13 protein-coding genes are annotated in these 14,325 nt (G+C 65.5%); 8 read left to right on the forward strand and 5 right to left on the reverse strand.

Translation table 11 applies throughout. The features are described from left to right. The 4 genes from GH737_RS07915 to GH737_RS07930 all read left to right on the forward strand — a co-directional run. Positions 1 to 191 (forward strand): PfkB family carbohydrate kinase (locus GH737_RS07915; RefSeq protein ID WP_230558699.1); only part of this gene is annotated, 191 nt, incomplete at its 5' end. Continuing rightward, positions 188 to 766, forward strand: coding sequence for an LOG family protein (locus tag GH737_RS07920; RefSeq protein ID WP_155264299.1), 579 nt, complete (start codon positions 188 to 190; stop codon positions 764 to 766). The genes GH737_RS07915 and GH737_RS07920, both read left to right, overlap by 4 nt. 35 nt (positions 767 to 801) lie before the next feature. After that, complete coding sequence (locus GH737_RS07925; RefSeq protein WP_155264300.1) at positions 802 to 2,049, forward strand: NupC/NupG family nucleoside CNT transporter; 1,248 nt, start codon at positions 802 to 804, stop codon at positions 2,047 to 2,049. Between the two features lie 94 nt (positions 2,050 to 2,143). Further along, complete coding sequence (locus GH737_RS07930) at positions 2,144 to 3,091, forward strand: isopenicillin N synthase family dioxygenase (RefSeq protein WP_155264301.1); 948 nt, start codon at positions 2,144 to 2,146, stop codon at positions 3,089 to 3,091. On the opposite strand, the gene cdd is transcribed toward GH737_RS07930, so the two are convergent. After that, entirely contained in the window at positions 3,078 to 3,524 is a 447-nt protein-coding gene (gene cdd / locus GH737_RS07935; RefSeq protein ID WP_230558700.1) for a cytidine deaminase, read from the reverse strand. The genes GH737_RS07930 and cdd overlap by 14 nt on opposite strands. A 222-nt stretch (positions 3,525 to 3,746) precedes the next feature. Here cdd and GH737_RS07940 point away from each other — a divergent pair, with 222 nt between their 5' ends. Both GH737_RS07940 and GH737_RS07945 read left to right on the forward strand, forming a co-directional pair. Then, entirely contained in the window at positions 3,747 to 4,625 is an 879-nt protein-coding gene (locus GH737_RS07940; protein WP_155264303.1) for a S1/P1 nuclease, read from the forward strand. After that, complete coding sequence (locus GH737_RS07945; protein ID WP_155264304.1) at positions 4,622 to 6,295, forward strand: bifunctional metallophosphatase/5'-nucleotidase; 1,674 nt, start codon at positions 4,622 to 4,624, stop codon at positions 6,293 to 6,295. Before GH737_RS07940 ends, GH737_RS07945 begins: the two co-directional genes overlap by 4 nt. Here the strand turns inward: GH737_RS07945 and GH737_RS07950 are convergent. After that, positions 6,292 to 7,737 (reverse strand): AMP nucleosidase, encoded by a 1,446-nt coding sequence (locus tag GH737_RS07950; RefSeq protein ID WP_155264305.1) that lies wholly within the window; start codon positions 7,735 to 7,737, stop codon positions 6,292 to 6,294. The genes GH737_RS07945 and GH737_RS07950 overlap by 4 nt on opposite strands. Before the next feature lie 176 nt (positions 7,738 to 7,913). Between GH737_RS07950 and GH737_RS07955 the strand changes: the two genes are divergently transcribed. Continuing rightward, the gene (locus GH737_RS07955; RefSeq protein ID WP_155264306.1) at positions 7,914 to 8,240 is read left to right on the forward strand and encodes a GNAT family N-acetyltransferase; all 327 of its coding nucleotides are present in this window, start codon (positions 7,914 to 7,916) and stop codon (positions 8,238 to 8,240) included. Positions 8,241 to 8,256: 16 nt separating this feature from the next. On the opposite strand, the gene GH737_RS07960 is transcribed toward GH737_RS07955, so the two are convergent. The 3 genes from GH737_RS07960 to GH737_RS07970 are packed head-to-tail and all read right to left on the reverse strand — an operon-like array spanning position 8,257 to position 9,173. Beyond that, complete coding sequence (locus tag GH737_RS07960; protein WP_155264307.1) at positions 8,257 to 8,523, reverse strand: DUF5985 family protein; 267 nt, start codon at positions 8,521 to 8,523, stop codon at positions 8,257 to 8,259. Between the two features lie 3 nt (positions 8,524 to 8,526). Then, positions 8,527 to 8,802, reverse strand: a complete 276-nt coding sequence (locus GH737_RS07965) for a DUF5985 family protein (RefSeq protein ID WP_155264308.1) — start codon at positions 8,800 to 8,802, stop codon at positions 8,527 to 8,529. A 2-nt stretch (positions 8,803 to 8,804) separates the two neighbouring features. Next, positions 8,805 to 9,173, reverse strand: coding sequence for a hypothetical protein (locus tag GH737_RS07970; protein WP_155264309.1), 369 nt, complete (start codon positions 9,171 to 9,173; stop codon positions 8,805 to 8,807). Positions 9,174 to 9,378: 205 nt separating this feature from the next. Here GH737_RS07970 and GH737_RS07975 point away from each other — a divergent pair. Next, the coding region (locus tag GH737_RS07975; RefSeq protein ID WP_230558701.1) for a HAMP domain-containing protein at positions 9,379 to 14,325 on the forward strand (4,947 nt) is incomplete at its 3' end.

Here is a 14,325-nt window from a genome sequence, read left to right on the forward strand (position 1 = left end):
GCGGCCTGATGCTGGCGGACACCAACGACATCAAGGCGGGCGACCTGTTCGCCGCCGGTTTCCTCGCCGCCCGGATTCGCGGGCGCGGACTTACAGCTTGCCTCGACACCGGCGCGCTTGCGGCGGCGGAAGTGATCTCGCATTTCGGTGCGCGCCCCGAAGCCGACCTCCGGCACCTGGTCGAGCAGTGAAGAACCTCGACCAGCTCGCCGTCTATTGCGGCTCGGCGCCGGGCACCGACCCCGCCTTCGCGGCCGCGGCGTGCGCAACCGCCGCGGCGATGGTCCGCGAGCAAGTGCAGCTGGTCTACGGCGGCGGCCGGCTTGGCCTGATGGGCCTGATCGCCAACAGGGTGCTCGAGCTCGGCGGCTTCGTTTACGGCGTCATCCCGCAGGCGCTGGTCGACATCGAAGTCGCGCACTCGGGCGTTACCGAGCTCCACATCGTCGAGACGATGCACGAGCGAAAAGCGAAGATGACCGAGCTTGCCGACGCCTTCCTCGCGCTTCCGGGAGGGATCGGAACGCTCGACGAATTCTTCGAGGCGTGGAGCTGGAATGCGCTCGGCTATCACAAGAAGCCGTTCTGCCTCTTGAACGTCAACGGCTATTGGGACGGGCTGATCGGCTTCATCGACCACGCAGCGGCGAGCGGCTTCATGTCGCCGCAGCGGCGCGCTCAACTCCTTGTCGCGGAAACGCCCGAACAGGCGCTCGAACTGCTGGACGAAGCCGTCACAGCCGCTACGCAGGGCATGGTCTGGTAGAGATTTCACTTTGCGCCTCGGGGGAGGGGCTTCCAATGAATAGCAAGCTGCTCGGCCTCGCCGGGATCGCCGTCATCCTTGCCATCGCCCTGCTCTTTTCGACCAACCGGCGCGCGATCCGGCTGCGCGTGGTCGCGGCCGCGTTCGCCTTGCAGGCCGCCGTCGCCTTGTTCGTGTTCAAGACCACCGTCGGAGTCGCGACGATCAAGGGCCTGTCGTTCGCGGTCGCGAACTTGCTAGGCTATGCGAACACCGGCACCGAATTCCTGTTCGGCCCGGCCGACAAGAACCCGCTCGCCAACACTTTCGCGATCGCCGCTTTGCCGGTGATCATCTTCTTCGCGAGCCTGGTCGCGATCCTTTATTATCTCGGCATCATGCAGCGGATCGTCCGCTGGGTCGGCGGAGCGATCGGCTGGGTGACGGGCATCAGCCGGGTCGAATCGCTGTCGGCGGCGGCGAACATTTTCGTCGGCCAGTCCGAATCGCCGCTGGTCGTTCGCCCCTATCTCGCCGCGCTCCCGCCCTCGCGGCTGTTCACCGTAATGTGCGTCGGCATGGCCGGCGTCGCGGGCACGATCCTCGCGGCTTACGCGAGCCTGCTCGGCGAGCAGTACCTCCCTTATTTGCTGGCGGCGGCCTTCATGTCGGCGCCGGGCGGCATCCTGATGGCCAAGATCATCGTGCCCGACGAGCCGGAGGACACCGACAGCGTCGAGGATTCCAAGGTCGAGGTCGCCGAGACTTTCGAGGAGGGGATGCAGCCGGCGAACGTCATCATGGCCGCCGCCCAGGGCGCGCAGACCGGCGTCAAGCTCGCGGTCGCCGTCGGCGCGATGGTGCTCGCGTTCGTCGCGCTGGTCGCGCTCGCCAACGGGCTGCTCGGCGGGCTCGGCAACATGATCGGCGTTCCGGGCCTCAGCTTCCAGCGTCTGGTCGGTTATCTCTTCGCGCCGGTCATGTACCTGATCGGCGTTCCATGGAACGAAGCGGGCACCGCCGGCGGGCTGTTCGGCACCAAGCTTGTGCTCAACGAATTCGTCGCGTTCCTCGATCTCGGCCAGATGAACGCCGCGGCGCTAGGCGACCGCAGCCGCGCGATCATCATCTTCGCTTTGTGCGGCTTCTCCAACTTCAGCTCGATTGCGATCCAGATGGCCGTGACCGGCGGCCTCGCCCCCAACCAGCGCCCCGTCATCGCAAGACTTGGCCTGCGCGCTTTGCTGGCCGGGAGCCTGGCCAACCTGATGAGCGCGGCGCTGGCGGGACTGATGATTCCTTAGATCGCGCCAATTTTTCTTCTTCGCGCCTTCGCGCCTTCGCGTGAAAAGAAAAATTCGACTGACCAGTGCGCCCAATCACGAGTAGAATTGAATCATGGCCTCGATCACCGCCAACCAAATCGCGTCCGTTTCGCTGAAGGACGCCGACCACGACCCCGAGGTCTTCGCGGAGAAGCTCGGGCGCAGCTTCGAGGATTACGGGTTCGCGATCATCGCCGACCACGGAATTCCCGACGCGCTCATCTATCGCGCGGAGGAGAAAGCGAAAGCCTTCTTCGCGCTCCCGGACGACGTGAAGAACAAGTACCGCGTCCCTGGCAGCGGCGGCGCGCGCGGCTACACGCCATTCGGGATCGAGACCGCCAAGGGGGCGAAGGCGCACGACCTCAAGGAATTCTGGCATGTCGGCCGCGACCTGCCGGAGGGGCACCCCTTTCGCGACCATATGCCCGATAATCTCTGGCCGGCCGAAGTGCCGAGCTTCAAGGACACGTTCCAGGAGCTTTACGCGACGTTCGATGCCGCGGGGCTCAAGGTGCTGAAGGCGATCGCGCGTTACCTGAAGATCGACGAAGATTATTTCGAGGACGCGGTGCGCTACGGCAATTCGGTGCTGCGCGCGCTTCACTACCCGCCGCAGAAAGAGCCGACCGGCGAGCATATCCGCGCCGGCGCGCACGAGGACATCAACGCGATCACGCTTCTGCTCGGCGCCGAGGAAGCGGGGCTCGAGCTGCTGACCCGCGACGGCCGCTGGATCCCGGTTTCACCCAAGCCCGGCGAGCTGGTGATCAACATCGGAGACATGCTCCAGCGGCTGACCAACGGCGTGCTCCGCTCGACCTCGCACCGAGTCGTCAACCCGACCCCCGACCGCGCGAGCCACGCGCGCTACTCGATGCCTTTCTTCCTCCACTTCCGCTCGGACTTGCTGATCGATGCGCTGCCCGAGACGGTGCCCGCGGGCGAGCAGCCCAAATGGTCGCCGATCACCGCCAACGATTACCTCCAGGAGCGCCTGCGCGAGATCAAGCTGGTCTAGAGAGGTTCGCCGGCCCAAACCCGAACGGGATCAGCTCGCCGATCGTGTGGCCCTCGACCGCCGAACCGTCGCCGCTGCCGCAGATGATCTCGACGTCGCGGGCGCTCAATTGGGCGGCTTCGAGGATGGCTTGCCGGCAGCCGCCGCACGGGGTGCAGATGGTGGCATCACTGCCGCCGACCACCGCGATCCGCGCGACCTTGTCGAGGCCGAACTTGTGCTGCGCGGCGGTGAGCGCGCTTTGCTCGGCGCAGAGGCCGAGGCGGTAGCAGGCGTTCTCCATGTTCGCGCCGGTCACGACCTCGCCCTCGACCGACTCGATCGCGCAGCCGACGCAGAAGTTCGAATAAGGCGCATAAGCCTTCGCCGCCGCCTCGCGCGCCAGCGCAATCAGCTCTTCATCTGTCATCAATTCGACCTTAGGCAGCAGCACGCGCGCGCGCTAGTCAGCCGTCATTTGCGAGCCGGCGAAAGCCGGTGAAGCGATGCACGAAATTTTTTCACACGAAGGCACGAAGAAGAAATTAAGGCACGAAGGGGTCGCAGCTGATCTTCGTGGCTTCACTTTCTTCTTCGTGCCTTCGTGTGATCCATCTTTCTTCTGGATTGCTTCGTCGCTGCGCTCCTCGCAATGACGACTCGGAGACTGTTGTTGATGAATGCTCGTGTTCTCGCACTTGCGGCAGTCGCCGCGTTGATTCCATCGCCGGTCCTCGCCTGGGGCAAGACCGGGCACCGGGTAGTCGCCGCGATCGCCGACACGCAGCTTTCGGGGCTGGCGCGCGCTCACGTTCGCGAAATCCTGAGGCCCGGCGAAAGCCTCGTCGACGCGGCCAACTGGCCGGACGAGATGCGCTCCGATCCAGCCATCTTCTGGCAGAAGACGGCGACTCCCTGGCACTACGTCACGCTGAACGGCATCACCTACGACCACGCGCCGTCCGAAGGCGACGCGCTGGAGGCGCTCGACCATTTCAGCAAGGTTTTGAAAGACCCGGCGGCGAGCCTCGCCGACAAGCAGACCGCGCTGCGCTTCGTCATTCACCTCGTCGGCGACCTCCACCAGCCGCTGCACGTCGGCAAATGCTGCGACCGCGGCGGCAATGACGTGAACGTGACCTGGTTCGGAAAGCCGACGAACCTCCACGCCGTGTGGGATTCGCAGCTCGTCGACGAGGAGCAATTGTCGTTCACCGAGCTCGCCGCCAAGCTCGAGCGGCACATGAGCGACCGCCAGCTGATCGCCTGGTGGGACATCAACCCGCGCGACTGGATGAGCGAGAGCGGCGAGTATCGCGACACGCTCTATCCGGCCGCGGCCGACATGCCGAAGCCGAAGAAGGGCGAGAAGGTGAAGAAGGTGAAGAAGGTGAAGAAGGGTGAGGCGGTGCTTCCGGCCTTGTCCTACTCCTACGTTTATCGGTTCACGCCCCTGATGGAGCAACGGCTGTCGCAGGGTGGCGTGCGGCTCGCGGCGTATCTGAACGCGCTTTTCGACGAGCCGCAGGTGCTTCCGGAGAGGCCCGCGCGATGATCCGCAGAGTCTCTGTCGGCTTCGCCGCCATCTTCCTGTCCGCGTGCGCGGCGCAGGTTCCGCCCCAAGCCGCGCAGCCGCCGATCGAAGTCCAGATCCTCGCAATCAACGACTTCCACGGCAATATCGAGACGCCGCCGCAGCCGGTGTCGATCACGCAAGCCGACGGCACGGTGCTGAAGGCGCGACTCGGCGGCGCGGCGCAGCTTGCGTCCGCGCTCGAGCAGGCACGCCAAGGCCATCCGTACAGCATCACCGTCGCAGCGGGCGATCTGATCGGCGCCTCGCCGCTCGCTTCGGCATACTTCCTCGACGAGCCGACGATCGACGCGATGAGCCTGCTCGGCCTCAGCCTCGCCTCCGTCGGCAACCACGAGTTCGACAAGGGCTCGGCCGAGCTTGTGCGCATGCAGCAAGGCGGATGCGAGAAACACACGACGCGCGTGCCCTGCCGGCTCGAGCCGTTCGCCGGCGCGCGGTTCCAGTATCTCGCCGCGAACGTGCAACGCGGCGACGGGGCCACCCTCTTCCCCGCAACCGCCATCAAGCAGGTCGGCCCGATCAAGATCGGCTTCATCGGCGAGACCCTCCAAGGCACCGGCAGCATCGTCAGCCCCGCCGGGGTCGCGGGGCTGCATTTCGCCGACGAAGCGGCGACGGCCAACGCGCTGGTGCCGAAGCTCAAGGCCGCGGGCGCCGACACGATCGTCCTGCTCATCCACCAGGGCGGAGGCGTGCCCGACAGCTTCGAGGAACAGGGCTGCAACGGCATCGCCGGCGATATATTGCCGATCCTCGACAAGCTCGATCCGGCGATCACGACGGTCGTCTCCGGCCACACGCACCAGGCTTATGCCTGCACGCTGCAGCGCGGCGGCGCGGCGCGGCTCCTGACCAGCGCCGGCAGGTACGGGATCCTTTACACCGACCTTCGGCTGAGCTTCGATCCGGTCAGCCGCCGCATGATCGGCGAACGCGCGGTCAATGTGCCGGTGACCGGCGCGGTCGGTTCCGACTCTCAGGTGGCGGCGCTGGTCGCCCGCTACGTGATCGCGTCGAAGCCGGCCGCCGAGCGCGTCGTCGGCCATCTCGAAGCGCCCGCCACGAAGTCGGAAGAGAATGGCGAATCGCCCGTCGCCGACCTGATCGCCGACGCGCAGCTCGCGGCGACGAAGGGGTCCAATCGCGGCAATGCCGATCTGTCCTTCATCAACAGCGGCGGCGTCCGCACCGACCTGGTTCCGCGTGCGGACGGACGCGTCACCTACGGGCAGATTTTCGCGCTCGAGCCGTTCGGCAACACACTCGTGGTGCGGACGCTGACCGGGGCGCAGCTGAAGTCTCTGCTCGAGCACCAGTTCGACGCGCAAGGCCTTCGACCGTCGGTGCTCGTGCCCTCAGCGAACTTTCACTTCGCCTACGATCTCTCGAAGCCGCTGGGGGAGCACATCGTCGCGATGAGGCTCGACGGCAAGCCGATCGATCCGAATGGGCGGTATCGCGTGGTCGTGAACAGCTTCCTCGCTAGCGGCGGCGACGGCTACACAATGCTGACCGAGGGCGCGGATACCTTCGATGCGGGTCTCGACCTCGACGCGCTCGAGGAATGGCTCGCAACGAATCCGCAGGTCCCGACGCCCGGCCGAATTCGAGACGCGACGCCGCGCTAACGCAGCGGGGGCTCGTCGAAGCTGCGCAGCTTGCGGCTGTGCAGCCCTTCGCCTTCGAGCTGCAGCAGCCCGAGCGCCTCGATCCCGATCCGAAGATGCTGGCTGATCGCGCGCTCGTAGAAGGCATTGGCCTGTCCCGGCAGCTTGAGCTCGCCGTGGAGCGGCTTGTCCGACACGCAGAGCAAGGTGCCGTAAGGCACGCGGAAGCGATAGCCCTGCGCCGCGACCGTTGCCGATTCCATGTCGATGGCGACCGCCCGGCTCTGGTTGAGGCGCAGCGCGGAAGCCGCGTAGCGAAGCTCCCAGTTGCGGTCGTCGGTCGTCACCACCGTGCCGGTGCGCAGCCTTTGCTTGACGCTGTCCTCGTCCTCGCCGGTGACCTTTAGCGCGGCGTCGAACAGCGCCTTCTGCACTTCCGCGATCGCCGGCAGCGGGATTTCGGGCGGAAGCATGTCGTCGAGCACATGGTCGTCGCGTAAGTAGGCGTGGGCGAGGACATAGTCGCCGATTGTCTGGCTCGGCCGGAGCCCGCCGCAATGGCCGATCATCAGCCACACTTCGGGGCGGAGCACCGCGACATGGTCGCAGATCGTCTTCGCGTTGGCGGGTCCGACGCCGATGTTGACGAGCGTGATGCCGGCGCGGCCCTCGGCGATCAGGTGATAGGCCGGCATCTGGTGCCGCCGCCATTGACCGGCAGCGATCTGCGCCTCGGCGTCGATGAGCTCGCCGCGCTCGTACACCGCGCCCGGCACCGAGAGCGCGGTGAACCGGGAATCCGGGCGCCGCACCTCGTCTATCGCCACCCGCACGAACTCATCGACGTAGCGGATGTAGTTGGTGAACAGGACGAAGTGCTGGAAATGCTCGGCGGGCGTGCCGGTATAATGTTTGAGCCGGGCGAGGCTGAAATCGGTGCGCGGGCCGTCGAACAGCGCCAGCGGGCGTACGTCGCCGGCGGTCCACGTGCCATCCGCGACCTCGTCGCCGATATGCACCAGCTCGTTCGACGGAAAGAAGCGCGACAACTCGGCGGTGCCGATGTCGCCGATCTGGATGCCGCTCTCCTCTATCACATAGACATAAGGGATTTCGCTCGCCGAGCGGCCGACCGAGATCGTGGCGTCGTAGTCGCGGCTGAGATGTTCGAGCTGTTCGAAGAGATAGTCGCGGAACAGCTGCGGCCGCGCGATGCTGCTCGCGAACGCGCCGGGCTGGGTCAGCCGCGCGAAGGCGCGGGCGACGGCGGGCCGCGGGAACTTCCCCGCATAATCGATCCTGAGCTCGGGGTAGGCGAAGGCGCCGCGCGCTCGTGTCTCCGGGTCCGGCGGTATGCGGTCGCGCACATAAGCGGCGACCGCGCGCCTCAAATTGTCGACGGACTCGTCGTAGATCGCCGCGAGCTGGTCGACGATGGCGTGAATCGATTGCGCTTTACCCATCCGCAGCGAGTGCAAGAACTGGCGCGCGCTTTCAACCTTTGCCGGTTCGGCAATTGTGAGTCACGGTCCGAACCGTCATCAGGCGGCTCCGTCTCCCGGTCGCCAATTCCGCACCTCCGTCGGATCGCAGGCGGTGCCAGTGGCTGGCACGGCATGCGTCGAGTAGAATGCGCCGCATGAAACAGCAGGCTTCATCTCCGGCCGAATGGCCGGTCCGCGACAATCCCGATCGGCACCGGTTCGAGATCGACCTCGGCGACGGGTCCCTGGCAATCGCCGAATATACGCTACCCAGGGGAATCATCATGTTCACCCACACCGAAGTTCCGGCGGGGCACGAAGGGCAGGGCATCGGCACTGCGCTGATCCGCGCCGGCCTTGCAGCAGCGCGTGAGCGGGAGCTCAGGGTAATACCCATCTGCCCCTTCTTCGCCGCCTACATCAAACGGCATGCCGAGGAGCAAGACCTGCTCGACCCCGCGTGGCAGCGCGGAATCTCCTGAACCAGCACCTGCTCGCTCAAGTGTGTGCGCTACGGTTCTTGCGGTAGATTGCGACGAGGATGAGCGTGAACGCCGCAAGGCGGATTAGATAAAGCGAACCGCGCTCCTCGGTCGGGATGCTGGCGAGCGCGAGCACGGTTTGCGCTGCGCCGAGCAGCGCGAATGCGAGGCTGAAGGCGAGGAACAGCTGCTCTCGCGTGCGCTTCCAGAAGCGGAGGAAGAACAGGCCGCACACGAGGAACCCGAGCGCCACGGCTCCCGACAGGAAATCGTAAAGCGTCACTGCTCAGTTCTCCTCGATGCGCAGGATGAAACCGAACAGCAGGGAGCAAACGGCGGCGAGCGCAAGCAGCAGCCGCGGCAGCTTGAGGTCGAGGCTGGGCAGCAGCAGGAGGTCGAGCACGAGCACCAGATTGTTGAGCGCGAGGAAGACGAAGCAGATGCTGCTCCACAGCAGCAGCGGGGCCCCCGCCGTGCGATAGCTCCGGCCGAGCAGCCAGGCGCAGGCGGCGCTGGTCAGGAAGCACAGGAGATACACCGCGCCGGGGAAAATCTCCGCCATGATCATTCCTTACGCAACCGGAACGCATCTGCGAAGGCGGCAAGATCCGCTGCGGAGCTGCTGACGATCCTGCGGCGGACGGCGTCGGGCTTGGCCGCATAGAGGCTTTCGGCCCGCTCGACGTTGCGTGCCACCTCCTCGCTCACCGGCATGTAGCGCGCCCCTTCCGCGTCCACCGACGCGAGGCCGGCGGCGAGGAGCGAGTCGAGGGCCTTTGAGACGACGAGCTCGCTCGCGCGCAGTGTCGCGACGAGCTCCTCGCGCGACCAGACCCGCTCCTCGCTCTTGAGCACCAGCAGCAATTCGAGCGCCCAAACCGATCGGAAGCTCGATGCGACGAACCGCAAAAGATCGTGGTCCGGGCCCGTCACGAGCCCGCGGCCACCGGAATTGCACGCATGCCATGCCCCTAGCGGCTCAACTCGGCGGCTGGCAACCGTCGTTCAGTCGCAATGCATGCGGAACTTTTAGGAAGCGGAAACCAAAACAATCCACTAATATGCGTGAGTTCGGCGGCCGGGGGGCCGCCATCGTGCAACCTGGGCGGGGGGAGAACATCCGAGCGGAGACGTAAGCGTGAACATCCAGGCCCAGCGCGATTTCATCGATCGCCGCCAGCTCGTCAGTGCCCTTCGGGCGCTCCGCCGCGGCGATTTCAGTGTTCGCTTGCCCGAAGACGCCGACGGAGTGGACGCCGAAATAGCAAGCCTTTTCAACGAGGTGGTCGCCCTCAATGAGGAGATGGCGCAGGAGTTCGAGCGGCTCTCCAGGGTGGTCGGAAAGGAAGGCAAGATCACCCAGCGCGGCCGGGTGAAAAATGCTCGCGGCGGGTGGGAAACCGCCATTCGCTCGGTCAACGAGCTCATCGAGGACATGGTCCAACCCACCACCGAGGTGGCGCGCGTGATCGGCTCGGTCGCCAAGGGCGACCTTTCCCAATCCATGTCGGTCGAGATCGATGGGCGTCCGCTGCGGGGCGAGTTCCTGCGCATCGGCAAGGTGGTCAACACCATGGTCGAGCAGCTGGGTTCGTTCGCATCCGAAGTGACGCGCGTGGCACGCGAGGTCGGCACCGAAGGCAAGCTCGGCGGCCAGGCGCGCGTGAAGGGCGTCGCCGGCACGTGGAAGGACTTGACCGACAATGTGAACGCGATGGCGACCAACCTGACGGGCCAGGTGCGCAACATCGCCGAAGTGACGACCGCCGTCGCCCGCGGCGACCTGTCCAAGAAAATCACGGTCGAGGTGAAGGGCGAAATCCTCGAGCTCAAGAACACCATCAACACCATGGTCGACCAGCTCAACGGCTTCGCCAACGAGGTCACCCGCGTGGCGCGCGAGGTCGGCACAGAAGGCAAGCTCGGCGGACAGGCGAAGGTCGAAGGCGTCGCCGGCACGTGGAAGGACCTTACCGACAACGTCAACCTGATGGCGGAGAACCTGACCGGCCAGGTCCGCAACATCGCCGAAGTGACGACGGCGGTCGCCAAGGGAGACCTCTCGAAGAAGATCACGGTCGACGTGAAGGGCGAAATCCTCGAGCTCAAGAACACCATCAACACCATGGTGGACCAGCTCAATTCCTTTGCCTCGGAAGTGACCCGCGTGGCGCGCGAAGTGGGCTCCGAAGGCAAGCTCGGCGGTCAGGCGCAGGTCGAGGGAGTCGCCGGCACGTGGGCCGACCTGACGGACAACGTCAACCTCATGGCCGCGAACCTTACGGGCCAGGTGCGCAACATCGCCGAGGTGACGACCGCCGTCGCCAAGGGCGACTTGTCGAAGAAGATCACGGTCGACGTGAAGGGCGAAATCCTCGAACTGAAAGACACCATCAACACGATGGTGGACCAGCTCAACGGCTTCGCGTCGGAGGTGACCCGCGTCGCGCGTGAGGTCGGAACCGAGGGCAAGCTCGGCGGTCAGGCGCAGGTGCAGGGCGTCGCCGGAACCTGGGCCGACCTCACCGATAGCGTCAACCTGATGGCCGGCAATCTGACCGGGCAGGTGCGCAACATCGCCGAGGTGACCACGGCGGTCGCCAAGGGCGACCTGTCGAAGAAGATCACGGTCGACGTGAAGGGCGAGATCCTGGAGCTCAAGGACACCATCAACACGATGGTCGATCAGCTCAACGGCTTCGCGTCGGAGGTGACCCGCGTCGCGCGCGAGGTCGGGACCGAAGGCAAGCTCGGCGGACAGGCGCAGGTTCCGGGCGTCGCCGGGACCTGGGCCGACCTGACCGACAACGTCAACCTCATGGCCGCGAACCTCACCGGGCAGGTCCGCAACATCGCCGAGGTGACCACCGCGGTCGCGCGGGGCGACCTCTCCAAGAAGATCACCGTCGACGTGAAGGGCGAGATCCTCGAGCTCAAGGACACCATCAACACGATGGTGGATCAGCTCAACGCCTTCGCCTCCGAGGTGACTCGCGTGGCCCGCGAGGTCGGCACCGAGGGCAAGCTCGGCGGCCAGGCGGGGGTGCCCGGCGTCGGCGGCACGTGGAAGGACTTGACCGACAACGTCAACGCGATGGCCGCGAACCTCACCGGCCAGGTCCGCAACATCGCCGAGGTGACGACCGCCGTGGCGCTGGGCGACCTGTCGAAGAAGATCACCGTCGACGTCAAGGGCGAGATTCTCGAGCTCAAGAACACCATCAACACGATGGTCGATCAGCTCAATTCGTTCGCCTCCGAAGTGACCCGCGTCGCGCGCGAGGTCGGCACCGAGGGAAAGCTCGGCGGCCAGGCGCAGGTGCGCGGCGTGGCCGGAACGTGGAAGGATCTGACGGACAACGTCAACCTGATGGCCGAAAACCTGACCGGCCAGGTGCGCAACATCGCCGACGTCACCACCGCCGTCGCCAGGGGAGACCTGTCGAAGAAGATTACGGTCGACGTGAAGGGCGAAATTCTGGCGCTCAAGAACACCATCAACACCATGGTCGATCAGCTCAACGCCTTTGCATCCGAGGTCACCCGCGTCGCGCGCGAGGTCGGCACCGAGGGCAAGCTCGGCGGCCAGGCGCAGGTGCCGGGCGTCGGCGGCACCTGGAAAGACCTGACCGATAACGTCAACCTGATGGGCAACAACCTGACTAATCAGGTCCGCGGCATCGCCGAGGTGGTGACCGCGGTCGCCCAGGGCAATTTGAAGCGCAAGCTCACGGTGGACGCCAAGGGCGAAATCGCCGCGCTCGCCGACACCATCAATTTCATGATCGATACGCTTTCGACCTTCGGCGACCAGGTCACCAACATGGCGCGCGAGGTCGGAATCGAGGGCAAGCTCGGCGGCCAGGCGCGGGTGCCCGGCGCGGCCGGCCTGTGGCGCGACCTGACCGACAACGTCAACCAGCTCGCCGCCAACTTGACCAACCAGGTGCGCTCGATCGCCGAGGTGGCGACTGCGGTGACCAAGGGCGATCTCACCCGCTCGATCGCGGTCGAAGCGGCAGGCGAAATGGCCGCGCTCAAGGACACGATCAACGAGATGATCGGCAACCTCAAGGACCAGACGCTGAAGAATGCCGAGCAGGATTGGCTCAAGACCAACCTCGCCCGGTTCAGCCGAATGCTTCAGGGCGAGCGTGATCTCGCGACCGTGTCCAACCTCATCATGAGCGAGCTCGCGCCGCTGGTGAACGCGCAATATGGAGTCTTCTACGTCACCAAGCGCGAGGAGGACGAGACCAAGCTCGAGCTGGTGGCGAGCTACGGCGCCGAGCGCGCCGAGGAGCTCAAGCAGGAATTCCACCTGCGCGAGGGGCTGGTCGGTCAGGCCGCCGCGGATCGCCGGCCGATCCTGCTCAAGGACGTGCCGCCGGACTTCATCCGCATCGGCTCAGGCCTTGGCCAGGCGCGGCCGGCGACCGTCAACATCCTCCCCGCTTTGTTCGAGGACGAGGTCAAGGCCGTCATCGAGCTCGCCTCGTTCAACGAGTTCAACGAAACCCACCAGAGCTTCCTCGACCAGCTGATGGAGTCCGTCGGCATCGTGCTCAACACGATCGCCGCGACGATGCGCACCGAGGGGCTGCTCAAGCAATCGCAGCTGCTCACGCAGGAGCTGCAGGCGCGCCAGACCGAGCTCACGCGCAAGCAGCAGGAGCTGCACGCGACCAACGAGGAGCTTCAGGAGAAAGCGCAGCTGCTCGAGAATGAGAAGAAGCAGGTCGAAGCCAAGAACCTCGAGATCGAGATGGCGCGGCGCGCGCTCGAGGAGAAGGCCGAGCAACTTGCGCTCACCTCCAAGTACAAGTCCGAGTTCCTCGCCAACATGAGCCATGAGCTGAGAACTCCGCTCAATTCGCTCCTGATCCTGTCGAAGCTGCTGGCCGACAACGCCCAGGCCAACCTGACCGGCAAGCAGGTCGAGTTCGCCCGCACCATCCACTCGGCCGGTTCCGACCTGCTCAGCCTGATCAACGACATTCTCGATCTGTCGAAGGTCGAATCCGGGACGGTCACGATCGAAGTCGGCGAGATGCCGATGCAGAACCTCAAGAACCACATGGAACGGACGTTCCGCCAGCTCGCGTCCGACAAGGGGCTCGAATTCAAGGTAAAGTTCGATCCCAAGCTTCCCGAGACGATCCGCACCGACGAGAAAAGGCTCCAGCAGATCGTGCTCAACCTGCTGTCCAACGGCTTCAAGTTCACGTCGAAGGGCAGCGTGACGCTCGCCGTCAAGTGTGCGGAGAAGGGCTGGAGCCGGAGCCACCCTGTTCTTCACGAGGGCGATCGCGCAATCGAGATCGCGGTTCGGGATACGGGCATCGGCATCCCGGAGGACAAGCAACGGCTGATTTTCGAGCCATTCCTCCAGGCCGACGGCACGACCAGCCGCAAATATGGCGGCACGGGCCTTGGCCTTTCCATCAGTCGCGAGATCGCGCGCCTCCTCGGCGGGGAGTTGCAGGTCCGTTCCAAGCCCGGCGAGGGCTCGACCTTCACGCTGTACGTGCCGCTCGAGGCGGTGCCCGCGGTGGGCTCGACGCTGAAGGGCACTCCGGTCCGCTACGAGAATAGCGGGGCGGTCGTGCCGACAGCCCTGCCGACCGGGTTCGAAGTCAACGACGACCGCGACGAGCTCGGCAAGGAGCCGTTCGTGCTGATCGTCGAGGACGATCCGACGTTCGCCACGATCCTCCTCGATGCCGCGCGCGAGGCGGGATTAAAGGGCGTCGTGTCGACCGCCGGAGCGGGAACACTGGCGATGGCGCGCAAGCTTCAGCCCTGGGCGATCACGCTCGACCTCGGCCTGGCGGACATCGACGGGTTCGTGCTGCTCGACCTGCTGAAGCACGACGCCGATACCAGACAGGTCCCGATTCACGTAATTTCGGGCGTTGACCACAGCCGCTCGGCTATCGGTCTGGGCGCGTTCGGAGTGACCGAGAAGCCGGCCGACCGCGCCGCTCTCGTTCGCGTTTTCTCGGCGCTGCGCGAGGAAGCGCGCAAGCAGAAGCCGCGGCGCCGCAAGGCCAAGGCCGCGGAAGGCGCGCCGCCTGCAGCGCGC

The sequence above is a fragment of the Sphingomonas segetis genome, assembly GCF_009720245.1.
Classification (GTDB): domain Bacteria; phylum Pseudomonadota; class Alphaproteobacteria; order Sphingomonadales; family Sphingomonadaceae; genus Sphingomicrobium; species Sphingomicrobium segetis.

Excerpts from the sequence above, each read along its gene's own strand:
- GH737_RS07925 (WP_155264300.1), top strand. The coding sequence starts at position 802 with ATGAATAGCAAGCTGCTCGGCCTCGCCGGGATCGCCGTCATCCTTGCC.
- GH737_RS07930 (WP_155264301.1), top strand. The coding sequence starts at position 2,144 with ATGGCCTCGATCACCGCCAACCAAATCGCGTCCGTTTCGCTGAAGGAC.
- GH737_RS07940 (WP_155264303.1), top strand. The coding sequence starts at position 3,747 with ATGAATGCTCGTGTTCTCGCACTTGCGGCAGTCGCCGCGTTGATTCCA.
- GH737_RS07945 (WP_155264304.1), top strand. The coding sequence starts at position 4,622 with ATGATCCGCAGAGTCTCTGTCGGCTTCGCCGCCATCTTCCTGTCCGCG.
- GH737_RS07950 (WP_155264305.1), bottom strand. The coding sequence starts at position 7,737 with ATGGGTAAAGCGCAATCGATTCACGCCATCGTCGACCAGCTCGCGGCG.
- GH737_RS07955 (WP_155264306.1), top strand. The coding sequence starts at position 7,914 with ATGAAACAGCAGGCTTCATCTCCGGCCGAATGGCCGGTCCGCGACAAT.
- GH737_RS07965 (WP_155264308.1), bottom strand. The coding sequence starts at position 8,802 with ATGGCGGAGATTTTCCCCGGCGCGGTGTATCTCCTGTGCTTCCTGACC.